This is a genomic window from Streptomyces sp. NPDC006691, assembly GCF_042869955.1.
GTDB lineage: Bacteria > Actinomycetota > Actinomycetes > Streptomycetales > Streptomycetaceae > Streptomyces.
Map to the genome: position 1 here is coordinate 701,913 of NZ_JBIAGW010000002.1, position 23,707 is coordinate 725,619.

Here is a 23,707-nt window from a genome sequence, read left to right on the forward strand (position 1 = left end):
CACGAGCGTTGGGCAGGCAAGCGGGGAAATGGCTTCGCACGAGCCGGCAACGCGACCGCATTGGGGGCGGATGACGTCATGGAGCAGAGTGCCTGGCGATTCTCGGACGACCGTGGGCAGCTGTCGAAGGCATCGGCGACGCCGTCCCGCATAGTGGCCTACATCCAGGCCGGAGCCACCCTGGAGGACCTGGGCATCCGCCCGGCGGCGGTGTTCGGCTCGTTCCACGACGACGAGGAGGCACCCGACCCGGCCAAGACCGGCGCGCTGCCGCGGGACGAGGTCGGCTATCTGGGGGCCGGAGGTGGCCTCACCGTGGACGCCCTGCTGGCGGCCGGGCCGGACGTCGTCGTCGCCGTCAGCTACGGCGGCGGTCAGGTGTACGGGCTCGACCCCGAGGTGGCCAAGCATCTGGAGGAGCGGGTTCCGGTGGCGGTGGTGGAGGTGGGCCAGGCCCGCTCCCTGGCGCACATCCGGAGCCGATTCGCCGATCTCGCGCGGTCGCTGGGGGCGCCGGGGGAGGACACCGGCGCGCTCACCGACGCGGAGGAGCGGCTGCGTGCCATCGCCGCGCTCACCCCGCGCCCGCGTGTCCTCGCGCTCTCGCCGGCCGACCCCGACCAGGTCCACATCGCCCGGCCGCAGGCCTGGCCGGAGCTGCGCGGTCTCACGGGGTACGGGGTGGACCTGATGGAGCCGGAGGCGGGGCCGGGCGCGAACTGGCTGACCGGCCCCTGGGAGCGGGCGGCCGTGTTGCGGCCCGACATCGTCCTCGCCGACGTCAGGTCCAACGCGGCCCCGCTCGACACCCTGGGCTCCAATGCGTCCTGGCGCGCCCTGGAAGGCAGCGCCCGTGTCGTCCCCTGGAACCCCGAGTCCCCGTGCAGCGCCCGTGCCCACGCCGCCTTCCTCGGCGCTGTCGCGGACGCCCTCGAAGGAGTGTGAGGGCGCGCCCGGGCGGGGCGAGAGGGGGACACGCCCAACCCGCGCGACACGCCCGCAGACGGATCGGCGGCACGGTCAACCAGGGTGTGCACCGGCCGTGTTGATGACGCAGGACCCCAGTCAGGAGACCGCGAATGACCGTGACACATCGTGTGCCCATCGACCCGTTCGGGGCCGACACGGCCGCCGAGAGCGCCCGGCTGCGCGCCCTGGGCCCGCTCGTCGCGGTCACACTGCCGGGCGGGATACCCGCCTGGGCGCCCACCCGGTACGACACGCTCAAGGCGCTGATCCTCGATCCACGCGTCAGCAAGGACCCGCGCCGGCACTGGTCGCTCTGGCCGGAGCTGGACCAGAACCCGGACTGGGTCTGGATATTGGGCTGGGTCGGTGTGGTCAACATGCTGACCACGTACGGGCCCGATCACGCGCGGCTGCGCAAGCTCGTCGCCCCCAGCTTCACGGCCCGGCGCACCGAGGCGATGCGCGGCCGGGTCGAGGCGATCACCGCCGACCTGCTGGAGGGCCTGGCCGAGGCCGCGCCCTCGGGCGCGACCGTCGATCTCAAGGCGGGCTACGCCCACCCGCTCCCGATGCGCTTCATCTGCGAACTGCTCGGCGTGCCGGACCACTTGACCGAACCGGCCGCCCGGATGATCGCCACGGTCTTCGACACCTCCGACCCGAGCCCCGAGCACGGCGCGCTCGTGCAGGAGCAGATGGCCACCGTGCTCCCGGCCCTGGTCGCGTACAAGACCGAGCGGCCCGGTGACGACATGGCGACCGAGCTCATCAGGGTGCGCCACGAGGACGGCGACCGGCTCGGTGCCGAGGAGCTCCTCCATACGCTGCTCCTGATCATCGGCGCCGGGTTCGAGACCACCGTCAACCTCATCGGCAACGCCGTCGTCGCGCTCCTGGACCGGCCCGGCCAGCTGGCCGCCGTCCGTTCGGGCACGATCGGCTGGGACGCCGTCGTCGACGAGACCCTGCGCGTCCACCCCTCGATCGCCAGCCTCCCGCTGCGCTTCGCCGTCAGCGACCTCACGGTCGACGGGGTCACCGTCCCGGCGGGCGACGCGATCATCACCACCTACGCGGCCTCGGGTCTGGACCCGGCGCACTACGGCGACGACGCCGACGTCTTCGACGCGGCCCGGGGCGCCGACGACCACCTCGCCTTCGGCATCGGTGTGCATCGCTGTATCGGCGCCCCGCTCGCCCGCATGGAGGCGCTCACCGCGCTCCCGGCGCTCTTCGACCGCTTCCCGGACCTCGAACTCGCGGTCAAGGCAGCCGAGTTGCGGCAGGTTCCCTCCTTCATCGCCAGTGGCTGGCAGGAGATCCCGGTACGCCTCGGTCGCCGGTCCGGCGCGCAGGTGCCACTTCCTGGCCGGGGCCCGGTCCACGGCCCGGCGTGAGACAGCCACGCGCAACGGCACGTTCTCTGTGACAGTTCGCAACACGAGTATCTAGATTGGCCGTTGACGCAGCGCCGCATCTCCAGGAGACATCCGTGACCGAGAACCCCGCACCCTCGTCGACGCCCGACCACGTGCGCGACCGCATCAACACCGCGCAGCCGCACACCGCCCGCATCTGGAACTACTGGCTCGGCGGCAAGGACAACTACCCCGTCGACCGCGAGGTCGGTGACCAGATCCGCGCCCTGCATCCCGGCATCGGCGACTACGCCTTGGCCGACCGGCTGTTCCTCGGCAGAGCCGTACGGCATCTGGTGGCCGACCGCGGGGTGCGCCAGTTCCTCGACGTGGGCACCGGACTGCCCACCGCCGACAACACCCACGAGGTCGCCCAGCGTCTCGCGCCGGACGCCCGGATCGTCTACGTCGACAACGACCCGCTGGTCCTCGCGCACGCCCGCGCCCTGCTGACCAGCACCCCCGAGGGCCGCACCGACTACCTGGACGCCGACCTGCGGGACACGGCCACCATCCTGGAGCACGCGTCCAAGACCCTGGACCTGAGCGAGCCGGTGGCCCTGATGCTGCTCGGCGTCGTCATCTTCATCCCCGACGAGTCCGAGGCCCGCGCCCTCGTACGCGAGCTGATGAAGGAACTCGCGCCGGGCAGCTACCTCGTGCTCTCGCACACCATCACCAGCCCGGCCATGCCCGATGTGGACGCGGCGGTGGCGTTCTGGAACGAGCACGGCACGCCGAAGCTCACCCAGCGCACCCCGGAGCGGGTGGCCGGATTCTTCGAGGGGCTCGAACTCCTTGAGCCTGGGCTCGTGTCCTGCTCGCGCTGGCGCCCGGAGGCGGGCGGCACACTGCCCGACGAGGTCGCGATGTACGGCGGTGTCGGCCACAAGCGCTGACCCGGCGCACGGCGAGCGCCGCGTTCATCGGCGGGGCTGTCCCGGTGCGGGCGCCCCGCCGGTGTGCAGACTGCCGACCAGCGCGAACAGCTCGGCCTCGTTGCCCGCGAGCCCGGCCCGCGCGAGCGCCTCGTCGGCCTCGGCGATGACGCCCTCCAGGGACACGGGAGCGCCCGGCCGGTCCGCCGGGGAGTCGAGGGCGGCGCGCACGGTGCTCAGAAGCCGCAGGTAGGCCTGGGCGGCGGAGCGTTCATGGGACGTCATCACGGCGGTGGCGGTCATCGGCAGCCTTCCCTCGGAGTACGGGCTCACTGTTCACGATGCCGTACGCCACTGACAATCGAGGCTCACCGCCCGCTGACGCGCGGCCGATCGCCCCCGATCCACCGGCCGATGCCCCCCGATGCACCGGCAGCCACCCCTCGGACCGCCTCGTCGTCGCCCCGCGGCGCACCTCGCCGCGATGGACGGGCCCGCCGGCCTCGGCTCCTCAACCCACCAGACGCAGCGCGGTGTCCGAGACACCCAGGCTCACCGACTGCCCCCAGGTCAGATCGAGCGCGTCGCCCTCCATGCCGTCCCCGAACGCGACGAGCCGGTCCGACTCGACGGTGATCCGCAGCCGACCGGAGCCGGTCAACTCCCCTGCGGCCAACGAGGTCCCGGTCACGGGCGAGGGCCATGCCTCGCGCACGAACCACACCAGACGGGCATCCCCCCGGTCCGGTAGCGCGGGGGCGCCCGCGCGCTGCTCCCACAGCGAGCGCAGCCAGCCGGTGGCCCCCGTTCCGGTGCCGACCAGTACGCCCGAGGACGCCTGCGCCTCGGCGGCGACGGCCGGGTCGTCGGGGCCGATGCGGTAACGCGCCGTCTGGTGGCCCGGGGCTCCCAGATAGATCTCGTTGAGCGCCAGCAGCCGCTGGCGGTCGTCGGTGAGCGCCTCCACCATGGTGAGTTCCTCGACCGCGCAGCCGTGCCCGGCCGCCGCGGGCAGCAGTCCCGCCGCTGCCGACGCCCGGTGCCGCACCAGGACACCGGCGTTGCGCCCCGGCTCCGGATCGATGCCGATCACCGGCTGGCCCGACAGGTACTTGGCGGCGTTGGCGACCAGACCGTCCTGGCCGACCACCACCACGACGTCCTCCGGAGCGAACAGGAAGCGGTCGAGGTCGCCGCGTTCGACCCGGGCCTGGCGCCACTGCGAGGGAATCGCGGCCGCCACGTCGGCGAGCGCGCGCAGCGTCCGGCGATGGCGCTCGGCCACCTCGCGGATGCTGCGGCCGCGCGAGGTGAGGAAGAAGTCGGCCTGCCCGTGCGTGCCGTGCCGGGCCAGCAACTCCTCGTACTCCGAGGTGCGGTGGACCAGGACCGCGCGCGGGGCCAGACTCACGCCCGCTCACCCCGGCCGAGCCGGTCGAGCAGCGTGGTGAGCACATCGGGCGACAGGGTCAGGCTGTCGATCCGGGGCAGGTTCTCGGCCAGCCGGGTCGCGGCCATCGCGTGCAGGGTGGCGGCGTCCGCCTCGCCGTGCACCTGGAGCCAGGCCGCCTGCGCTCCGGCCCGGGCCTCGCCCGAGGCGCGGGCGGCCGCCGCCTCGGCCTGGGCGAGCCGTACCGTACGGGCGGCCTCCGCCTCGGTGCGTACCGCGTCCGCGGCGGCCGCCTCCTCCGCCTCGCGGCGGGTGTTGGTGCCGCGCTGCTCCACCAACTGCTCCTCGCGGCGCGCCAGTTCGATGCGGCTGGCCAGTTCGTTCTCGGCGATGGTGCGTTCCCGCTCGACGGCCACGGCCCGCCGTTCGTACGTCGCCCGGTCCGCCTCCTGCTGGATGCGCTCGCGTGCCGGGGTCCGCAGCGCCCGCTCGACCTCGGGCTCGGGGCGGATCGCGACGACCCGAACCGCCACCACCTCGATGCCGGTGGAGGGCAGCCGGGGCTCCGCCGCCAGCCCGGCCGCGATCCGCTCGCGTACCGCGGCGACGCCGTCGGCGAGCGCGGCGGACAGGTCGGTGCGGGCCAGGACGTCCAGGGCGTGCTGCTGTGCCGTCTCGGTGAGCAGCGTCGACAGCTGCTCCAAGGGGTCGCCCCGCCAGATCCCGGTGTCCGGGTCGATCGAGAAGTCGAGCCGGTCGGCGGCGGTGCCCGGCTCGCTGATCCGGTACGTCACGGTCGCCTGCACGGTGACGTCCTGGAAGTCGGCGGTGCGGGCGTGGAAGGCCATGGCCAGTTCGCGGTCGTTGACCGGCACTTCGGACAGCGCGGCGCTGAGCGGCCTGAACCAGAAGCTGAGCCCGACGCCGTCGTGGGCCGGCCGGCCGTTCCTGTGGTGCCGGATGTACGAGGTGGGTGCGGAGCGCAGATGGCGCCGGCCCAGGCGTCGGGAGATGTCGGCCATGGTGGAACCCCTTCCTTTTCGTCAACTGGACGATAGGGGAGGGATTTCTTATCGTCAAGGTGACGGGAAAGGGGAAGGGGCTCCGGTCCGGCGTGAGTTGAAGCGGGCGGGCGCCGGGGTGGGGGCGGCTCCGCGCGGGCCGCTCCCGCTTGTGTGAACGCTCGGTAGGTGTCCGATTACGCGCGGTGACGTTGGGACTCCGGTGGTATGGCGGGCGGCTCAATATAGCCAGATATCGGGTTAATACATGACTATCCGGTCTACACATCTGGGGTCCGTGGGATGAGTGACGGGAGCTGGCATGCGGGACATCAGTCGAAGGGGATTGCTGGGCGCGGGACTTGGGGCCGCCGCCGCGGCGGGTCTGGCCGGCTGCGGTTCACCGGTGGGTGAGGGCTCCGCCGGATCGAGTCGGCCCGGACCGGGGCAGGGGCCGGCGAAACCGGCGAAGTCGCAGGCCAGGCTGATCGGTGACGGTTCGACCGCGGACACGGGCAAGCAGCCCAACCAGCCCGACAGACCCATTCCGCTCGAACCCGGCGAGACTCCGCCGCAGTTCGTGATCTTCTCCTGGGACGGCGCCGGCGAGGTCGGCAACGGGCTCTTCCCGCGCTTCCTCGAACTGGCCAGGAATCACGGTGCGGGGATGACGTTCTTCCTCTCCGGCCTGTATCTGCTCCCCGAGTCGAAGAAGCGCCTCTACCAGCCGCCGAACAACCCCGTGGGCGCCTCCGACATCGGCTACCTCAGCGACGCGCACGTCAAGGAGACGCTGAAGTACACCCGGCAGGCCTGGTCCGAGGGACATGAGATCGGCACGCACTTCAACGGCCACTTCTGCGGCGGCTCGGGTTCGGTCGCCAACTGGACCCCGGCCCAGTGGAACAACGAGATCGACCAGGCCGTCTCGTTCGTCACCGAATGGCGCACCAACACCGGCTGGACGGATGAGGAGCCGCTGCCGTTCGACTACCACCGGGAACTCGTCGGCGGCCGAACGCCCTGTCTGCTCGGCCAGGACAACCTGCTGCCCACCGCGAAGGAGCGCGGCTGGCGCTACGACGCCTCCTCGCCCGGCGGCCGGCAGATGTGGCCCGAGAAGCGCCACGGCGTCTGGGACCTTCCGCTCCAGGGCATCCCGTTCCCCGGGCACTCCTTCGACGTCCTGTCGATGGACTACAACATCCTCGCCAACCAGTCGAAGAACACCACCAAGGGCATGACGTCCCGCTACCCCGCCTGGCGGGCGCAGGCCACCGCCTCGTACCTGGCGGGTTTCAAGCGCGCCTACGAGACCAACCGCGCGCCCTTTTACATCGGCAACCACTTCGAGGAGTGGAACGGCGGCATCTACATGGACGCCGTGGAGGAGGCGCTGAAGGGGATGGCCGGAAGGCGGGACGTACGCCTGGTGTCGTTCCGCCAGTTCGTGGACTGGCTCGACGTGCAGGACCCCAAGGTGCTCGAACGGCTGCGCTCGCTCGAAGTGGGGCAGGCGCCTCCCGGCGGCTGGAACGCCTTCTTCAAGGCGGCCTGAGCCGGCCGGTGCGAGGGTGTGCCGGCTCAGGGCCGGCCGCGGTCCGCCGTTGACTGTGAGTGGTCAACCGGCATACGGATCAGGGGAGTTGGCCGCGCGGAAGGGAGCCCGGTTCCTCCGGAGCGCCGGGGGGAGCGGTGGTTCGGAGGGTGCGTACGAGAGGGGCCGTGGCGAGCGAGGCGAGGCTGAGCCAGAGGGCGGCGAACAGCCAGCCGCCCAGTACGTCGCTCGCCCAGTGCACTCCGAGGTAGACGCGGGAGAGGCCGACGGCGACCGCCCACAGCGCGAGCAGGGCGATCGCGAACCGGGCGGCGGACAGGCGTGAGCGGGTCAGGACCGCCCAGATCAGGAGTCCCGCCGTGAGCGCGCTCGTGGCGGTGTGCCCGGACGGGAAGGAGTGGCCGGACGCGGTGGTCGCCCAGTCGACGGCGTCCGGGCGCGGACGGGCGACGGCCGCCATCAGGCCGTACCGCACCCCCTGGCCGAGGAGCAGCACCGCCAGGGCTCCGGCCGCCGCGTACCGGCGCTGTCTGCCGTCGCGGCCCGCGATCAGGCCCGCCACGACGGCCAGGACGTAGGGGAGGACCCCGGTGCCGGTCGCGGTGACGGCGCGGGCGACGGCCACGGCGACCGGCGGCCGGTGGTCGAGCGGCCAGCGGTGCAGGGCGAGGTCGCCCGGCAGCGGGGCCCCGTGCCGCACGGCGACGAACACCGTGAGGAGCACGAGGAGGAGCAGCAGCCCGCAGGCCGTGATTCCGGTGCGCCGGGCCGACGTCATCGGGCGCTCACCAGCGGCCGGAGGCGGGTGCCGCCGAGCCGCTCCACGAAGGGCGCCGCCCGGCGCGCGGCGAGCGTCAGGGCGAGGCCGGCCAGCGCGCCGACCACCAGGCCGACCACCACGTCGTGCGGGTAGTGCGCCCCGATCCAGACCCGCGAGGCCGCCATGAGGAGCGCGGCCGGAACCGCGATCGCGCCCAGCCTCCGGTCCGTGAGCAGGATCGCGACCGCGGCCGCGGCGGCGATCGCCGCGTGGTTGCTGGGGAAGGACCAGTCGCCGAGCGGGGGGCAGGTCTCGACGGTCAGGGTGTGCAGCGTCCGGCAGGGCCGCTGCTCGTGGACGGCCGCCTTGAAGAGGTCGTTGGCCGCGTACGCCGCGACGACGACGAGTGGAGCGGCGAGCGCCCTCGCGGTGCGGACGGTGCCGAGCGGCCGGGCCCGCCACCAGGCGAGCACCATCAGGACGGCGAACAGCGCGAGCCCGTAGTCCGACCAGAGGGCGATCAGCGTGTCCAGGGGCCCGGGCGTGCGGTGTGCCAGGTCGGTGACCCAGGTGTAGAGGCCGTCGTCGAAGTGCATCAGCCGACGTCCTCGGGGGTGGCCGTACGGGAGCGGCGGGCGCGCAGGATCTCCAGGGCGACCGGAAGGAGCGAGACGGCGACGACCAGGGCCACGAGCGGCAGCAGATAGCGGTCGATGTTCGGCACGGACGAGCCGAGCGCGTAGCCGCCGAGGACCAGCGCACAGGTCCACACGAGGCCGCCGGCGACCTGCCAGAGGGCGAAGACCCTCGCCGGAACGCCGAGCGCCCCCGCCAGCGGGTTGAGCACCGTGCGGACGATCGGCACGAAGCGCGCCAGCACGATGGCCTTCGCGTGCCCGTACTTGGCCAGCAGCTCCTCCGCGCGGGCCGCGCCCTCATGGAGCTTGCGGGACCGGCTGCGGGCCAGCAGCGCGCGGCCGCCGCGGCGGCCGATCCAGTAGCCCACCTGCGCGCCGACCAGCGCGCCGGCCACCGAGCAGACCAGGACCTGCGGCAGGGAGAGCGTCACCGGGCCGTTGCCGCCCGGCACGCACAGCAGGCCCGCGGTGAAGAGCAGGGAGTCGCCCGGGAGCAGGAAGCCGACGAGGAGGCCGGTCTCGGCGAAGAGCACCACGGCGATGCCCAGGGCTCCGAAGGAGGCGAGCAGCGAACCGGCGTCGAGAACGTTCACGGCCTGTGGGGCCGCGGCTGCGAACAGGGGTGCGACAGCCATGTCAGTGGGCCCTCCCATAATGGTGTTCGGGCCGCTCGTCCGAGGGGGGACGCGCAGGACCCGGCTGACTACAGTGGTGTAGACGGTCTACAGCACTGTAGACGAATGAAGCGGGAGGAGTGTTCCATGACTGTCACGGGAGACGCCGGGCACGGGGACGCGCGACGCCCGGCGGGCGAACTGGAGGCCGGGGTGCTCGCCGCGCTCTGGGCCGCCGGGACGCCCCTCACCCCGGGCGAGGTGCAGGCGGGGCTCGGCGGGCGGCTCGCCCGCACCACCGTGACCACGATCCTCTCGCGCCTCCACGACAAGGGCGCCGTCACCCGCACGCGCGTCGGCCGCGGCTACGCGTACACCCCCACGGAGGACGCGCCGGGGCTCACAGCCCGCCGCATGCACACCGAACTGGCCAAGGAGGAGGACCGCTCCACCGTCCTCGCCCGGTTCGTCTCCCAGCTCAGCGACGAGGACGAGCAGTTGCTGCGCGCCCTCCTGGAGGAGTCCGGAGGCGACGGCCAATGATCTTCTCGGTGTGGATCCCGCTCCTCGTGCCGTTCCTCGCGGTGCCCGCTGCCCGCAGGCTCGCCGAGGCCCTGCCGCCCCGGCCCGCGGCCTGGCTGCTCGCCACCGCGGCCACCGGTCTCGCCGCCTGCTCGACGGCCGCCCTCGGCCTGATCGCGCTGGCGGGCGCGCTCCGGCTGCCCTTCTTCGCCTCGCTCGAAGATCTCACCTCCCCGCTGGACGCGCTCCCGGCCTGGCTCGCCTTCCCGGCCGCGGCCACCGCGGCCGGGCTCGTCGCCGCCTCGTGCCTGGCGCTGGTCCGCACCGCCCGCCACCACCTGGCCGAACTGCGCGCCGCCCACGGCCGGTTGACGCCCGGCACGGGCGAACTCGCCGTGCTGCGCGACCCCACTCCCGACGCCTACGCGCTGCCCGGTCGCCCCGGCCGGATCGTCGTCACCACCGGCATGCTCCAGGCCCTCGGACCCGCCGAGCGCGAGGCCCTGTTCGCCCACGAGCGGGCTCACCTCAAGAGCCGCCACCACCTGTTCCTGGCCGCCGCCGAACTCGCGGCGCACTGCCACCCGTCGCTCCGCTCGCTGCGCGCCCCGCTCGCCTACGCCCTGGAGCGGGCAGCCGACGAATACGCGGCCGGGGCCGTGGGCGATCGCAAGCTCGCCGCCCGCGCGATCGGCCGCGCCGCCCTCGCCACCCGCGCCGCCCGACCGGACGCGGCCCGCCCCCGCGCGGTGCTGGCCGCGGCGGCCGGCCCGGTGCCGCGCAGGGTCGCGGCCCTGCTCGACCGCCGTCCCGCGCCCCGGCTCCCCAGCTCGCGCGGCGCCCGCTTCATAGCGGCCGTCCTGCTCGGCTGCCTGTGCGCCTCGGCGACTTCGGCCATCGAGGCCGCGGCGGATCTGCACGGGGGCATCGAGATAGCCCAGGGAGAGGCGCCTCGCTGAGGACGGCGCGGCGGGGGAGCCGGCCGCGCTTCGCCGCGAGCCGCCCCGTACTGCTGCGGGGCCGGGCGGCGGGGGGAGGGCGCTGCTGTGCGGAGGCCGTGCGCGCCGGCCTGCGTACCCCGGTGCCGCCACGGCCCGTGACCCGTACGGCCCAGTAACGCTGCGGGTCGGCGCCGGGTGCACCGGAGAGTGGATCCCGAGTCCATCGCCGTTTGCCCTGGGAGACGCCATGACCTGCCTCAACCGACGCGACCTCGGACTGTTCGTGCTGCGGGCCGGGACCGGCGCGGTCCTGATGGCGCACGGCGCCCAGAAGCTCTTCGGCTGCTTCGGCGGCGGCGGGCTCGAAGGCACCGCCGCCGCCATGGAGCACATGGGCTTCACGCCCGGCAAACAGAGCGCCCTCGCCGCCGGACTCGGCGAGATGGGCGGAGGCGCCCTGCTGACCCTGGGTCTCGCCACCCCGGCCGCCGGAGCGGCAGCGGCCGGCGCCATGGCGGGTGCCGTCTCCGTCCACGCGCCGGCGGGCTTCTTCGCCCAGGGCGGCGGCTTCGAATACCCGGCGTTCCTCGGCTTCACCGCCGCCGCGATCGGCCTCGCGGGCGCGGGACGCTATTCGCTCGACCACGCCACGGACCACGTACTGGACCAGCCCTGGACCGTCGCCCTCGCCTTCCTCGGCAGCGCCGTGGCGGCCGCGGCCGTGGTCGGACGACGGGCCAGGAACCAGGAGCGGGCCCAGGACGAGGAGCAGGACGGGTAGATACCTCCGACTGCCCCCTCGCGCAGCGGACAGCGGCACGGGACAGCAGCGGTCGGTCCACGACCGCCTGGGCCGGCAGGCCGCCGCCTTCTACGGCGGTACGGCGGACAGCTCACGGCAGTACGGCCGACAAGTCACGGCAGTACGGCGGACAGGGTCACCGCGGACACGGTGATCACGTACAGGGCAGACACGGCAGACAGGTCAGTCACCACAGACAAGGCCACGACCATGACCAACGGCTCGGCCGTCGAGAGCGGCACCGGACTGCTGCACCGCCTGGGAAGCTGGTGTGCCCGGCACGCCTGGCGGGTCGTGATCGGTTGGCTCGTCCTGCTCGTCGCGATCGGCGTGGCCCACGGGCGGTGGGGCGGCAGCTTCGCCGACAGTTTCTCGCTGCCCGGCACCAGCACCCAGACCGGCGCGGACCTGCTCAAGGCGCACGGCGGTACGTCCGGCACCACGGCCCCGGTGGTGATCAAGTCCGACCAGGGCCCGGTCGCCGACCATCAGGCAGCCGTCGAGGCGGCGGTGAACAACCTGAAGGGACTGCCGGACGTGGTCTCGGTGAAAGACCCGCTCACCACCCCCGGGGCCGTCTCTCCGCAGGGGAACATCGCCCAGATCGGCGTCACGTTCACCAGCAACCCCGCCGGCTTCGACCACTCGTACGTCGGCAAGGTCGACACCGCCGTGCAGCCGCTGCGCGCCGACCACGTGACGGTCGACTACGGCGATCCGCTCGGGCAGCTGGCCGCGCCCAAGGCCGCCGACCTGACCTCCGAGGTCATCGGTCTCGGCGTCGCCCTGCTGGTGCTCCTGATCGGCTTCGGCAGTGTCGCGGCCGCCGTGCTGCCCCTGGTGACCGCGGTGCTCGGCCTCGCCGTCGGCCTGGCCGGACTCGGCCTGCTCGCCGCGCAGTTCAGCTTCGGGCAGGCCGCCCCGACGCTGGCCGCGATGATGGGCCTCGGTGTCGGCATCGACTACGCCCTGTTCCTGTCCACCCGTTACCGAGCCCTGCTCGGCACCGACGAGGGCGGGGGCATCGCGAACGGCCTCGACCCCGCCGAGGCGGTCGGCCGCACCGTGGCCACCAGCGGGCGGTCCGTCCTGGTCGCCGCCGCGACCGTGGCCATGGCACTGGCCGGCCTGTACGTCTCGGGCATGGGCTTCATCGGCACCCTGGGCGCGGCGGCCGGCCTGACCGTGATCGTCGCGGCCGCCGCGTCCGTCACGCTCACCCCCGCACTGCTCGGCCTGCTCGGGCGCCGCATCGACCGCCTGCACGTCCGTAGGCCGGTCGCCGAACCCGCCGGCACCGACGACGTCTGGCACCGCTGGGCAGCCCGGGTCGGCCGCAGCCCCTGGCTCTTCCTCGCGGCGGGCCTGATCGTGCTCGGCGTTCTCGCCGTCCCGGTCGGCTCGCTGCACCTGGGCCACATCGACGCCGGCGCCCAGCCCACCTCCAACACCGACCGGCGCGCCTACGACCTGATCAGCCAGGGGTTCGGGCCCGGCGCCAACGGACCGATCACGGTCGTCACCGAGCTCGACGGCCAGCAGGCGGCCGATCCGTCCCAGAGCCAGGCCCTCGCCACCACCCTGCAACACGACCTCGCGGCCGTGCCGGGCGTCGCTTCGGTGACTCCGCCCCAACCCACGCCCGACCATGCCCTGTTGGTCAGCACGGTCACCCCGGACACCGGGCCGCAGGACCGGGCGACCACCGACCTGATCCACACCCTCCAGGACCACACCGTGCCCGGCGCCCTCTCCGGCACCGGCGCGACCGGCTATGTCACCGGACCCACGGTGTCGGGCCAGACGTTCACCGACACCCTCGTGGCGAAACTCCCGCTGATCATCGGTGTGGTCGTGGCCGCCGCCTTCGTGCTGCTGCTCTGCGTCTTCCGCAGCCCCCTGGTCGCGCTCAAGGCCGCCGTCCTGAACCTGTTCTCCATCGCCGCGGCCTACGGCGTGGTGGTCGCGGTCTTCCAATGGGGCTGGGGCGGCTCGCTGTTGGGCGTCGGTGAGAAGGTGCCGATCGAGTCCTATGTGCCGATGATGATGTTCGCGATCATCTTCGGGCTCTCCATGGACTACGAGGTCTTCCTGCTGGCCCGCATCCGCGAGACCTGGCTGCACCGCGGCGACAACCACCTCTCCGTCGCCACCGGCCTCGCCGCCACGGCCCGCGTCATCACCTGCGCGGCGCTCATCATGACCAGCGTCTTCCTGGCGTTCATGCTCTCCCCGAACGTCGTGGTGAAGATGCTGGCGCTCGGCCTCGGCGTGAGCGTGATCGTCGACGCGACGGTCGTCCGGCTGCTCCTGGTGCCCGCGACGATGTACCTCTTCGGCCGCGCCAACTGGTGGATCCCGGCCTGGCTGGACCGCCGGCTCCCGCGGCTCGACCCCGAAGGCCCGGCACAGCACCCCGACCCGGGCGCGTGAGCCGGGCGCGGCGTCCGCCGTACGAGCGGCCGATGCCCTGCGGGCGCTCCTCTGCTGCCGGCCGTCTTCGCCGGCCCGGGCGCGGCCGGAGTGACGGTGATCACGGATGCGCTCCGGGGCGGGCTGCGTAGGCTGGTGCCGTCGGCGCGGGCGCGGCCGGGCGCGCGTCGGACTGTAGAGTAGGGAAACCGCACTTGACCTGCACAAACGCAGGCAGGGAGCCTAAGTTCAGGAGTACCCCGATGCTGCGCACCATGTTCAAGTCCAAGATCCATAGAGCCACCGTCACCCAGGCCGACCTGCACTACGTGGGATCGGTCACCGTGGACGCCGAGCTCATGGAGGCCGCCGATCTGCTCCCCGGCGAGCTGGTCCACATCGTCGACATCGACAACGGCAACCGCCTGGAGACGTATGTCATCGAGGGCGAGCGCGGCTCCGGAGTCATCGGTATCAACGGGGCCGCCGCCCATCTCGTGCACCCCGGTGACCTGGTGATCCTCATCAGTTACGCCCAGGTCGACGACACCGCGGCACGCGCGTTCAAGCCCAGCGTCGTGCACGTGGACGGGGCCAACCGGATCGTCGGGCTCGGCACCGACGCCTCGGCCCCGGTGCCCGGCAGCGACCAGCGGCGCAGCCCGCAGGCGACCATCCCGGCCCCGCAGCGCTGACCCGTTCCAGGAGAGGACCCCGCGCCATGGCAGAGATCCGGGACGACCGCGCCCAAGGGCTGCTGGCCGCGTACGAGGACGGTGAAGTGGTCGGCCGCATCGCCTACTTCGTACTCGACGAGCCGTCCGCCGCGCTGGTGGCGGTGCACACCGTCGTGGAGCCCGGGCACGAGGGCAAGGGCATGGCCGGCGCCTTGGTGCGGGAGTTCTACGCCATCGCGGCGCGCGAGGGCGTGCCCGTCGTGCCGCTCTGCCCGTACGCCGCGCAGTGGGCCGAGCGGCATCCCGACGCGGCGCCCGCCGCACCGGCGGCGCTGACCGCGGCCGCCCGGGCCCGGCTCGCGGCGAACCCGGAGCTGTGGTGAGCGTGCTCGCACTGCTGCACACCTCGCCGGTCCATGTCCCGGTCTTCGACGCCCTGCGGGACGAGGACGCACCGGGCCTCGGTCTTTGCCACCTCGTGCACGAGCAACTTCTCGGCAGGGCAAGGGAGTTGGGCCCCGACGCCGTGGCCGGGGAGGTCGCGGCCGTGCTGACCGACGCGGTGGCCCGGGGCGCCGACGCGGTCCTGTGCACCTGCTCCACCATCGGCGCGGTCGCGGAGGCGATGTCCGGGTCTCTGGGCGTTCCGGTGCTGCGGGTCGACCGGCCGATGGCCGCGGCGGCCGTGGCGCGCGGACAGCGGATCGTCGTGGTCGCCACCGTCGCCTCCACGCTTGAGCCGACGGCCGCGCTGATCCGCGAGGAGGCCGGCGACCGGCCGCTCGCGTTGCGCGCGGTGCTGGCCGAGGACGCCTGGCCGCACTTCGAATCGGGTGACACGCGGGCGTACTTCGCGGAGATCGTCCGGACGGTGGACGCCCTCACGGACGTCGATGTCGTGGTCCTCGCGCAGGCCTCGATGGCGCCCGCCGCCGAGCGGACCGCGATCGGCGTCCCGGTCCTGTCCAGCCCCGGGCCAGGACTGCGGGCGGCGGCCCTCGCCGCGGGCCCGGCCCGCTGACCCGTACGGGTTGAACCGGCGGGCGCCGGGCAGGCGCGCAGGTGAAGCTGATCTCAGACCATGAGGAGGCCGAACATGACCGTGCCGCACCCGGAGCCCACCCCGCCGTGGCCCACGCCGCTGCCCGATCCCGAACCTGGACCGATCCCCGGACCGGGTCCCGGCCCCGGCCCCGATCCGGTTCCGCCGAGGCCCGGCCCCGGTCCCGACCCCCAGCCGCCGGGCCCGGGTCCCGACCCGAGGCCCCCGCAGCCGGACCCGGATCCGGGTCTGCCGGACCCCGTGCCGCAGCCCCCGGGCCCCGATCCCGTGCCGGGCCCGCCGCAGCCCGAACCGGCGGGCTGAGAGGCCCGGTCGCGGCGCCGGTCAGGCGGTTCAGCCGGTGCTGACCTCGGACCGGTCGCCGCCCCACAGCGTGTGGAACGAGCCCTCCCGGTCGGTGCGCCGATAGGTGTGCGCGCCGAAGAAGTCGCGCTGGCCCTGCGTCAGCGCCGCCGGGAGGCGCTCGGCGCGCAGCGCGTCGTAGTACGCGAGCGCCGCCGAGAAGCCGGGGACCGGCACGCCCTGGCGCGCGGCCGCCACGATCACCGCACGCCAGTCGTCCTGCGCCGCGCCGATCTCGTCGCCGAACCGCTTGTCCGAGAGCAGGCTGGGCAGTTCGGGCTGTCCGTCGTACGCCGCCCGGATCCGGTCCAGGAACGCGGCCCGGATGATGCAGCCCGCGCGCCAGATCGCCGCGACCGCGCCGGGGTCGACGTCCCAGTCGTAGTTCTGGCTGCCGGCCTGGACCTGGTGGAAGCCCTGCGTGTACGAGACGATCTTGGACGCGTACAGCGCCTGCTCCACCTGCGCGGCGAAGGCAGCCGCCTCCTTCTCGCCCAGCGGGTTCACCGCGGGCCCGGTCAGCGAGCGGGCCGCCTCGCGCAGCTCGGCGTGGCCCGACAGGGACCGGGCGAACACGGCCTCGGCGATGCCCGACACCGGAACGCCGAGGTCGAGCGCGATCTGCACGGTCCAGCGGCCGGTGCCCTTCTGCTCGGCCTCGTCCTCGACCACGTCCACGAAGGGCTTGCCGGTGGCAGCGTCGACATGGGCGAGCACCTCGGCCGTGATCTCGATCAGATAGGAGTCGAGGCGCCCGGTGTTCCAGTCCCGGAACGTCTCGGCGATCTTCGCGGGGGAGTAGCCCGCGACCGTGCGCAGCAGGTGGTAGGCCTCCGCGATGAGCTGCATGTCGGCGTACTCGATGCCGTTGTGCACCATCTTCACGAAGTGGCCCGCGCCGTCCGGGCCCACATGGGTGACGCACGGAGTGCCGTCCGGTGCCTTCGCCGCGATGCGCTCCAGGAGCGGGCCGAGGGACTCGTAGGACTCGGCGGAGCCGCCCGGCATGATGCTCGGCCCGTTCAGCGCGCCCTCCTCACCGCCCGAGATGCCGACGCCCACGAAGTGGATGCCCCGCTCGCGCAGTTCGCGCTCGCGCCTGCGGGTGTCCTCGAAGTGGGCGTTGCCGCCGTCGATGATGACGTCGCCCTTTTCGAGAAGGGGCGCGAACTCCTTGATCACCGCGTCCGTCGCCTCGCCCGCCTTGACCATGATGACGAGCCGGCGCGGGCGCTCCAGGGCGGCCACGAAGTCCTTGGGCGACTCGGCCGCCACGAAGCTGCCCTCGCCGCCGAACTCCTCCACCAAGGCGCGGGTCTTGGCGGCCGTCCGGTTGTGCACGGCGACCGTGAACCCGTTGCGCGCGAAGTTGCGGGCGAGGTTGCGGCCCATGACCGCGAGTCCGGTGACGCCGATCTGGGCTGTTCCACTCATGCGTGTTTGCTCCTGGATCCTCGGGGTGCGCGGCGCCACGAGCGTCCGTCATGGCGCACGTTTGGCGCCCACCCTACGGAACGCGGCACGTCATACGGCATGGACGGGATCCCCGACACGGCGTGCCGAAAGTCCTCACTCCCCTGAAGGCTTCCCTCCGCTTGTCCGACCCCTTGTCATGACCTGTTCGCAGCCCCTACTTTGGCGGCTCTTGGAGCCTTCGAGGGGGACTCATGGCCTTACGCGGCCGGCACCGCCGGTACCAGCCGAGCCGGATCAACCAGGCGTCCCTGACGGTCACGGCGGGCGGCGTGGGCATCGCCCTCCCGCTGATCGCGGCGGGGACCGCGGACGCCGCGTCCGTCGACGTGTGGAACAAGGTCGCGGCCTGCGAGTCGACCAACAACTGGCACATCAACACCGGCAACGGCTTCTACGGCGGGCTCCAGTTCACCCAGTCCACCTGGGAGGCGTACGGCGGCCGCCAGTACGCGGCGCGCGCCGACCTCGCGAGCCGGGACCAGCAGATCGCGATCGCCGAGAAGGTGCTCAAGGGGCAGGGCCCCGGCGCCTGGCCGGTGTGCTCGGGCGAGGCCGGACTCTCCCGGGGCGGCGCGAGCCCGCAGCTGACCACGACCACCGAGATCAAGCCGCAGTCGACGCACAAGGCGGCGAAGTCCCCGGCCAGACCCCCGGCCGTCAAGCCCGCCGCCCCGAAGAAGGCCGAGCAGGCGAGCCCGACCAAGGTGCCGGGCCAACGGGAGTCGTACACCGTGCTGCACGGCGACTCGCTGTCCCTGATCGCCGAGCGCCAGCGCGTCCAGGGCGGCTGGCCACACCTGTACGCCGAGAACCGTACGGTCGTCGGCGCCGACCCGGACCTCATCCGACCCGGCCAGCACCTGACGCTCCCCGGCGGTGCCCCCGCCCGGCTGGCGACCCCGCCGAAGAGCAGCGCGGCGAAGCCCGCCGCCAAGCCCCCCGCCGCCAAGCCCGTGGCGAAGGCGCCGGCCAGGACGGCCGCCTTCACCGCGCCCGTCGACGCGGAGCCCAGCACCCCGTACCACAAGGCCGGTTCCTCCTGGGCGAGCGGCTATCACACCGGCGTCGACTTCCCCGTCTCCACCGGCACTTCGGTGAAGGCGGTCACCTCCGGCACGGTGGTCGCGGCCGGCTGGGGCGGCTCGTACGGATACCAGGTCGTCATCCACCACCCCGACGGGCGGTACAGCCAGTACGCCCACCTGTCCGCGGTCAATGTGAAGACCGGCCAGAAGGTCAACACCGGCCAGCGGATCGGGCGTTCGGGCGCGACCGGCAACGCGACCGGGCCGCATCTGCACTTCGAGATCAGGACCGGGCCCGCCTACGGATCCGATGTGGACCCCCTGGCCTACCTGAGGGCGGGCGGCGTGGCCGTCTGATCCGGGGCCTCTCCCCGGCGCCCGGCGGAACCGGGCGCCGGGGGCATGCCCGGGGCCGGAGTCGGGACCGGTTCGTCGTGGTGGGCCGTGTGCAGCCGCTCGGTGGTGAGCAGGATCAGGCCGCCCGCCGCCACCACGCCGAAGCCCAGCGCGATCGCGGTGCCCGCGGTCCCGTACCGGAACGATTCGCCGAACAGGGTCAGGCCGATGGCCGCGGCGACCACCGGATTGACGACAGTGACCGTGGCCAGCGGCGCCGCGAGGCCCGCGCCGCGATAGGAGGCCTGCGAGAGCATCAGGCCCGCGGTCGCGAACGCGGCTATGGCGCACAGGACGGGCAGTTCCGTCAGCGGAAGTCCCGACTCCCAGTCCTCGGCGACGGACTTGGTGAACACCGAGGCCAGACCGAACGCGCCACCCGCCGCCGCGGCGAGCAGCACGCTTCGTGTGACCGCCCGGTGCAGGGCCCTCGACGCCACGAACAGCGCCGCGACCGCCCCGAGCCCGGCCGCGGCGAGCACCAGGCGCGGGCCCATGGCGACGGCGCCCGCGTCCGCCCCCTTCGTCAGTGTCAGGAGTCCGGCGAGGCCCGCCGTGGCCATGACGGCACCGCGCCAGGCGGTGGCCCCGGCCCTGCGCCGGATGAACACGGCCGACATCGGCAGCGCGAAGACGATGGTGAGCGCGCCCATCGGCTGCACCAACGTGAGCGGGCCGTAGGCCAGGGCCGCGACGTGCAGCGCGGCGCCCAGCCCGTTGAGGGTGACCGAACCCCACCACGCCGGGCGGCGCACGGGGGCGTACGCGCTGCTGGGGGTGGAGGCGGCCACGCGCTCCTGCACGATCGCCGCCGCCGCGTACGCGACGGCGGAGACCAACGACAGCAGCACGGCCAGGACAAGGGCGCTCATGGCTCCACACTGTCTCGTTGCGAACCCCGTGTCGTCGTCCCTGAGCACCGATTGACGCGTACTCCAGGAGGAGTAGGGGCATACGACCAAAGTCGTCCCAGATATCGGACTTTCAGTAAAACCGCAGCTCAAACAGGGCGTCAAGGGAATCGGACGATCACCTTCCGTCACCCTGCGCGGCCCGGGCGGCCGACCGGCGAACGGGCGCCCGCAGAGTGGAACCGGACGTCCATGACTTCGTGCCACAGTGGCACGAACTGACATCCAGGGACGGGCGGGCAGGGCAGTGCATCCGGAACAATGGGCCGAGGTCGCGTCGGTCGGCGGCTTCTTCGCCCTTCGAACCGCCGCGAGCGGCGACGCCACCGGCCCCGGCCGCCCCCTCGCCGCCCTGTACGCGGGGGAGGGCGCGCCCCTGAGCGCACGCGTCGACGCCGTGGCCGCTCGGCTGGGCGCTCCCGAGCGCCGGGTCGCCGCGTCCATCGCCCACCTGGGCCTGGCGGCCCGGCTCTGGTCGATCGCACTCGGCCCGGCCGCGTTGCACGGCGCACTGCCGGACCTCGGCGCGGAGCGGCTGCTCTGGGACGGCCGGCGCACCTTGCCGGACGATCTGCTCCTGGGGCCCGGCGGGCCCGACCGCGAGGCGAGCGCCGAAGCCCTGGTGGAGTGCGTCGTCGAGGGCCATCTCGCCCCGCTCGCCGAGGCGTTCCGCCGCGACACCCCCGTCTCGTCCGGACTGCTGCGCGGCAACACGGGATCGGCCCTGGCCGGCGCGGTGCGCGAACTCCACGGCTGGGCGCGGAAGTCGGGGCGCCCGGAGGTGGGGGAGCGGGCCCTGGCCCTCGGTACCGAGCTCTTCGAGCACCCTCAACTCGCTTGCACGGGAGCCCTGTTGAGCGGACCGGCCTTCCGCAGGCGCAGCTGCTGCCTCTACTACCGCTGCCCCGGTGGCGGCCTCTGCGGCGACTGCGTCTTCGAACGGCCACCCGGGCGGAGCGCGGCGCGCCGGGGCACGCGGCGCTGACACTGTTCACCGAGGTGTGAACGGCGGTCGCACCGTGCAGGCGCCGGGCGCCTCGGTTTGGTAGGTGGGCCCCTCGCTCCGTACCATGGCGCTTTTGGGAACTTGATATTCGGACTGATCGAGGAACGCAGCGGCGATGACGGTGACAGAGGACTTCCAGGGCCAGGAGCAGGGCCCCGGTGTCGACGAGCGGCCCGCGCAGGGCGTTGACCAGGACTTCGGCCCCGGCATCGACCCCGAGCGGCTCGCGCTCTGCCTGAGCGTGCTGGCCGAACTCGACCAGATCGACGTCGACCACCCCGACGCGATCACCGTGCGCCGCGCCACGGCCGGCGTCTACCGCACCGTGAAGCAGCGCCGCCGCCAGGAGCGCCGCGCCGCCAAGACCGCCCATGACCGGGCCGTCACGGAGGCGACCGCGACCGGCTCCGCCGTGCGCATCGACGACGAGACGGAGGGCCTGCTGCCCAGCTCCTCCGCCACCGGCGAGATCGCGGGCATACTCCAGCGCCCCCGGTCCTGCTACATCTGCAAGACCCGGTACGTCGAGGTCGACGCGTTCTACCACCAGCTGTGCCAGAAGTGCGCGGCCGAGAACCGGGCCCGACGGGACGCCCGCACCGACCTCAGCGGCAAGCGCGCCCTGCTCACCGGCGGCCGCGCCAAGATCGGTATGTACATCGCGCTGCGGCTGCTGCGCGACGGCGCGCACACCACCGTCACCACGCGCTTCCCCAAGGACGCCATCCGCCGCTTCAAGGCGATGGAGGACTCCGGCGACTGGATGCACCGGCTCGAAGTCGTCGGCATCGACCTGCGCGACCCCGCGCAGGTGGTCGCCCTGGCCGAGCGGACCGCGGCCCAGGGCCCGCTGGACATCCTGATCAACAACGCCACCCAGACCGTGCGCCGGCTGCCCTCCGCGTACGCGGCCCTGGTCGACGGCGAGAGCGCGCCGCTGCCCGCCGGCGAACTGCCCGCCCACGAGGTCATCGGAGCCTTCAACTCCGGCGCGGTCGACGGCCTGGCCGCGCTGCCCGTCGGCACCTCCGGGCTCGACGCCCAGCGCGTCGCCGACCTCGCCCTCGTCGCCGGCAACGCCAGCATCGCCAAGCACCACGACGGCACCGCCCTGGACGCGGGCGGGCTGCTCCCGGACGTCGTCGACAGCAACACCTGGGTGCAGTCCATCGACCAGATCTCGCCGGTCGAGCTGCTCGAAACCCAGCTGTGCAACTACACCGCGCCGTTCATCCTGATCAGCAGCCTGCGCCCGGTCATGGCGGACGCCGCCCGCAAGGCGCCGAACGGCCGCGCGTACGTGGTGAACGTGTCGGCGATGGAGGGCGTCTTCAGCCGCGGCTACAAGGGCGCCGGGCACCCCAACACCAACGCCGCCAAGGCGGCCATGAACATGGTCACGCGCACCAGCGGCCAGGAGATGTTCGAGACCGACAAGATCCTGATGACGTCGGTCGACACCGGCTGGATCACCGACGAGCGCCCCCACCACGACAAGCTGCGGCTCGCCGAGGAGGGCTTCCACGCCCCGCTCGACCTGGTCGACGGCGCCGCCCGCGTCTACGACCCGATCGTCCGCGGCGAGCTGGGCGAGGACCTGCACAGCGTCTTCCTCAAGGACTACGCGCCCGCCAACTGGTAGGCCCGGGGATCCCGGTCGGAGGGCGGCACGCGCACCGGCGTGCCGCCCTCCGGCGTCAGCGGGGGCCGTTCCCCGGCCGGTCGGGCCGCGCCGCGACGAGTTCGAGGACCGGACGCCAGTCCTCCATCACGCCCACGTCGAGCCCCACGACCTTCCCCGCGTCATCGGCCTGCCGCAGCACCACGGCGTCCTCGGCCAGCGGATCGCGGGCGAAGGCCGCCGCCTCCTCGGGCCCCATCACCCCGCCCTGGGCCCGCAGGGTCAGCGCGCTCTGCGGCGAGAGCGTCCGGTCCGGCTCGACCGCCGCCAGGTACCGCTTGGCCGGCACGTGCAGCCGGACGAGCCCGGCCACCCGGTCGCCGAGCAGGGGCCGCACCGCCCGCGCGGCCGTGTCGGCGTGCCCGGCGTCATCACCTGGATGGAGTAGATGGCCGAGGTCGTGCACCAGGCCCGCGACCTGGAGTTCCTTGTCGGCCGGGCGCGAGCGCCGCAGCAGGTGCGAGGTCTGGAGCGCGTGGTCGTACAGATCGACCGGATCGCCGCTGCGGTCGGGGGTGTCCCAGGCGCCGCGGCACGCGTGCAGAAGCTCCATCAGCTCCTCGACCGAGCCCACCGTCCGGTCCGGAACGGGTCCGCTCGACAGCTCCATGTGGTCTCCTCCCCGCGCGCGGCAGCCGACCCCATCAGCAGATCATGGCGGGGTGAACATCGGGCTTAACGCCCGGCGAAGGAAAGTTGACGCAAAGGAAGTGGCCCTATCGAGCGCTACCGCGCTCATTTGGTTACTCTGGTGCGAACGGTAGCCACAGCGGGTCCACCAACCCTCAAGGCCCGTACCGGATCCGTCCCACAACCTGTGGGCACGATGCGGACAGAGTGCCGGCGCCACCGCGTCAGAACTGCCCTTGCCCCTGCCTTCGGGCGGACACCGGGTCGGAGACCGACGCAGACCGGGACGCCCAGGGTTACGCGACACAGAGGAGTGCGCGGTGACACCAGAGACCACAGAGCGCGAACGCCGAACGCCGGAACGCGGTGGCGAACGGCCCGGACGGCCCGAGAAGCTCCGCAACATCGAGGTCTGGGCCCGCTCGGCCCCGATCCGCCTCGCGGGCTACGAGGAAGACCTCACCGAGCCGCACATCCTGCCCGGCATCGACTGACCCGCGACGACACCGGTCCGTGCCCCCTCCCCACGGGGGCACGGACTTTCGTGCTGCCTGCCGACGCCCGCCCCGATGTCGGCCGAGGCCCTCGCGTCGGCCG

General features: G+C 73.2%; 24 protein-coding genes. 15 read left to right on the forward strand and 9 right to left on the reverse strand.

Annotation, left to right across the window (positions count from 1 at the left end):
- The first annotated feature begins 78 nt into the window (after positions 1-78).
- The 3 genes from ACFYNP_RS06580 (at position 79) to ACFYNP_RS06590 (ending at position 3,286) form a co-directional block, all read left to right on the forward strand.
- Complete coding sequence (locus ACFYNP_RS06580; protein WP_388783221.1) at positions 79-945, forward strand: ABC transporter substrate-binding protein; 867 nt, start codon at positions 79-81, stop codon at positions 943-945.
- A gap of 134 nt (positions 946-1,079) precedes the next feature.
- Complete coding sequence (locus ACFYNP_RS06585; RefSeq protein ID WP_388783224.1) at positions 1,080-2,366, forward strand: cytochrome P450; 1,287 nt, start codon at positions 1,080-1,082, stop codon at positions 2,364-2,366.
- A gap of 95 nt (positions 2,367-2,461) precedes the next feature.
- Positions 2,462-3,286 (forward strand): SAM-dependent methyltransferase, encoded by an 825-nt coding sequence (locus ACFYNP_RS06590; RefSeq protein ID WP_388404677.1) that lies wholly within the window; start codon positions 2,462-2,464, stop codon positions 3,284-3,286.
- A gap of 24 nt (positions 3,287-3,310) precedes the next feature.
- Here ACFYNP_RS06590 and ACFYNP_RS06595 read toward each other — a convergent pair whose 3' ends face one another.
- The 3 genes from ACFYNP_RS06595 to ACFYNP_RS06605 all read right to left on the reverse strand — a co-directional run bounded on the left by ACFYNP_RS06595 (position 3,311) and on the right by ACFYNP_RS06605 (position 5,677).
- On the reverse strand, positions 3,311-3,568 hold the full coding sequence (locus ACFYNP_RS06595; protein ID WP_388404680.1) for a hypothetical protein: 258 nt from the start codon (positions 3,566-3,568) through the stop codon (positions 3,311-3,313).
- A gap of 208 nt (positions 3,569-3,776) precedes the next feature.
- Positions 3,777-4,676, reverse strand: a complete 900-nt coding sequence (locus ACFYNP_RS06600) for a hypothetical protein (RefSeq protein WP_388783226.1) — start codon at positions 4,674-4,676, stop codon at positions 3,777-3,779.
- The gene (locus ACFYNP_RS06605; RefSeq protein ID WP_388783229.1) at positions 4,673-5,677 is read right to left on the reverse strand and encodes an SPFH domain-containing protein; all 1,005 of its coding nucleotides are present in this window, start codon (positions 5,675-5,677) and stop codon (positions 4,673-4,675) included. Before ACFYNP_RS06605 ends, ACFYNP_RS06600 begins: the two co-directional genes overlap by 4 nt.
- 301 nt (positions 5,678-5,978) lie before the next feature.
- Between ACFYNP_RS06605 and ACFYNP_RS06610 the strand changes: the two genes are divergently transcribed.
- Entirely contained in the window at positions 5,979-7,214 is a 1,236-nt protein-coding gene (locus ACFYNP_RS06610; protein WP_388404688.1) for a hypothetical protein, read from the forward strand.
- 79 nt (positions 7,215-7,293) lie between these two features.
- Here ACFYNP_RS06610 and ACFYNP_RS06615 read toward each other — a convergent pair whose 3' ends face one another.
- The 3 genes from ACFYNP_RS06615 to ACFYNP_RS06625 are packed head-to-tail and all read right to left on the reverse strand — an operon-like array spanning position 7,294 to position 9,247.
- Entirely contained in the window at positions 7,294-7,992 is a 699-nt protein-coding gene (locus ACFYNP_RS06615) for a phosphatase PAP2 family protein (RefSeq protein WP_388783233.1), read from the reverse strand.
- Positions 7,989-8,570 (reverse strand): phosphatase PAP2 family protein, encoded by a 582-nt coding sequence (locus ACFYNP_RS06620; protein WP_388783236.1) that lies wholly within the window; start codon positions 8,568-8,570, stop codon positions 7,989-7,991. Before ACFYNP_RS06620 ends, ACFYNP_RS06615 begins: the two co-directional genes overlap by 4 nt.
- A complete protein-coding gene (locus ACFYNP_RS06625; RefSeq protein ID WP_388404697.1) occupies positions 8,570-9,247 on the reverse strand; it encodes a DedA family protein in 678 nt (225 codons plus the stop codon). The genes ACFYNP_RS06620 and ACFYNP_RS06625 overlap by 1 nt, the downstream gene beginning before the upstream one ends.
- 126 nt (positions 9,248-9,373) lie before the next feature.
- Between ACFYNP_RS06625 and ACFYNP_RS06630 the strand changes: the two genes are divergently transcribed.
- From ACFYNP_RS06630 to ACFYNP_RS06660, 7 genes are all read left to right on the forward strand, one after another.
- A complete protein-coding gene (locus ACFYNP_RS06630; protein WP_388404700.1) occupies positions 9,374-9,769 on the forward strand; it encodes a BlaI/MecI/CopY family transcriptional regulator in 396 nt (131 codons plus the stop codon).
- Positions 9,766-10,707 carry a M56 family metallopeptidase gene (locus tag ACFYNP_RS06635; RefSeq protein ID WP_388404703.1) on the forward strand — a complete coding sequence of 314 codons (942 nt, stop codon included), beginning with the start codon at positions 9,766-9,768 and terminating at the stop codon, positions 10,705-10,707. Before ACFYNP_RS06630 ends, ACFYNP_RS06635 begins: the two co-directional genes overlap by 4 nt.
- Positions 10,708-10,936: 229 nt before the next feature.
- Positions 10,937-11,470: a DoxX family membrane protein gene (locus ACFYNP_RS06640; RefSeq protein ID WP_388783239.1), complete on the forward strand. Its 534-nt coding sequence runs from the start codon at positions 10,937-10,939 to the stop codon at positions 11,468-11,470.
- Positions 11,471-11,701: 231 nt separating this feature from the next.
- On the forward strand, positions 11,702-13,924 hold the full coding sequence (locus ACFYNP_RS06645; RefSeq protein ID WP_388783242.1) for an MMPL family transporter: 2,223 nt from the start codon (positions 11,702-11,704) through the stop codon (positions 13,922-13,924).
- A gap of 242 nt (positions 13,925-14,166) precedes the next feature.
- Complete coding sequence (panD, locus tag ACFYNP_RS06650) at positions 14,167-14,598, forward strand: aspartate 1-decarboxylase (RefSeq protein WP_388783244.1); 432 nt, start codon at positions 14,167-14,169, stop codon at positions 14,596-14,598.
- Positions 14,599-14,624: 26 nt separating this feature from the next.
- Complete coding sequence (locus ACFYNP_RS06655) at positions 14,625-14,963, forward strand: GNAT family N-acetyltransferase (RefSeq protein WP_388783246.1); 339 nt, start codon at positions 14,625-14,627, stop codon at positions 14,961-14,963.
- A 2-nt stretch (positions 14,964-14,965) separates the two neighbouring features.
- Positions 14,966-15,601, forward strand: coding sequence for an aspartate/glutamate racemase family protein (locus tag ACFYNP_RS06660; protein ID WP_388783322.1), 636 nt, complete (start codon positions 14,966-14,968; stop codon positions 15,599-15,601).
- A 375-nt stretch (positions 15,602-15,976) separates the two neighbouring features.
- On the opposite strand, the gene gndA is transcribed toward ACFYNP_RS06660, so the two are convergent.
- A complete protein-coding gene (gndA, locus tag ACFYNP_RS06665; protein ID WP_388404728.1) occupies positions 15,977-17,419 on the reverse strand; it encodes an NADP-dependent phosphogluconate dehydrogenase in 1,443 nt (480 codons plus the stop codon).
- Positions 17,420-17,652: 233 nt separating this feature from the next.
- On the opposite strand from gndA, the gene ACFYNP_RS06670 reads away from it, so the two are divergent.
- Positions 17,653-18,843 (forward strand): transglycosylase family protein, encoded by a 1,191-nt coding sequence (locus ACFYNP_RS06670; protein ID WP_388783249.1) that lies wholly within the window; start codon positions 17,653-17,655, stop codon positions 18,841-18,843.
- Here ACFYNP_RS06670 and ACFYNP_RS06675 read toward each other — a convergent pair.
- Positions 18,813-19,754 carry a DMT family transporter gene (locus ACFYNP_RS06675; protein ID WP_388404734.1) on the reverse strand — a complete coding sequence of 314 codons (942 nt, stop codon included), beginning with the start codon at positions 19,752-19,754 and terminating at the stop codon, positions 18,813-18,815. The two genes, ACFYNP_RS06670 and ACFYNP_RS06675, sit on opposite strands and share 31 nt — an antisense overlap.
- Before the next feature lie 286 nt (positions 19,755-20,040).
- Between ACFYNP_RS06675 and ACFYNP_RS06680 the strand changes: the two genes are divergently transcribed.
- Together ACFYNP_RS06680 and ACFYNP_RS06685 are read left to right on the forward strand one after the other, a co-directional pair.
- Complete coding sequence (locus ACFYNP_RS06680) at positions 20,041-20,778, forward strand: (2Fe-2S)-binding protein (RefSeq protein WP_388783252.1); 738 nt, start codon at positions 20,041-20,043, stop codon at positions 20,776-20,778.
- Positions 20,779-20,914: 136 nt separating this feature from the next.
- On the forward strand, positions 20,915-22,441 hold the full coding sequence (locus ACFYNP_RS06685; protein ID WP_388404739.1) for an SDR family NAD(P)-dependent oxidoreductase: 1,527 nt from the start codon (positions 20,915-20,917) through the stop codon (positions 22,439-22,441).
- Between the two features lie 55 nt (positions 22,442-22,496).
- On the opposite strand, the gene ACFYNP_RS06690 is transcribed toward ACFYNP_RS06685, so the two are convergent.
- Positions 22,497-23,090 (reverse strand): HD domain-containing protein, encoded by a 594-nt coding sequence (locus tag ACFYNP_RS06690; protein ID WP_388404742.1) that lies wholly within the window; start codon positions 23,088-23,090, stop codon positions 22,497-22,499.
- Between the two features lie 340 nt (positions 23,091-23,430).
- Here ACFYNP_RS06690 and ACFYNP_RS06695 point away from each other — a divergent pair, with 340 nt between their 5' ends.
- Complete coding sequence (locus tag ACFYNP_RS06695; protein WP_199846677.1) at positions 23,431-23,604, forward strand: hypothetical protein; 174 nt, start codon at positions 23,431-23,433, stop codon at positions 23,602-23,604.
- Positions 23,605-23,707: the final 103 nt, after the last annotated feature.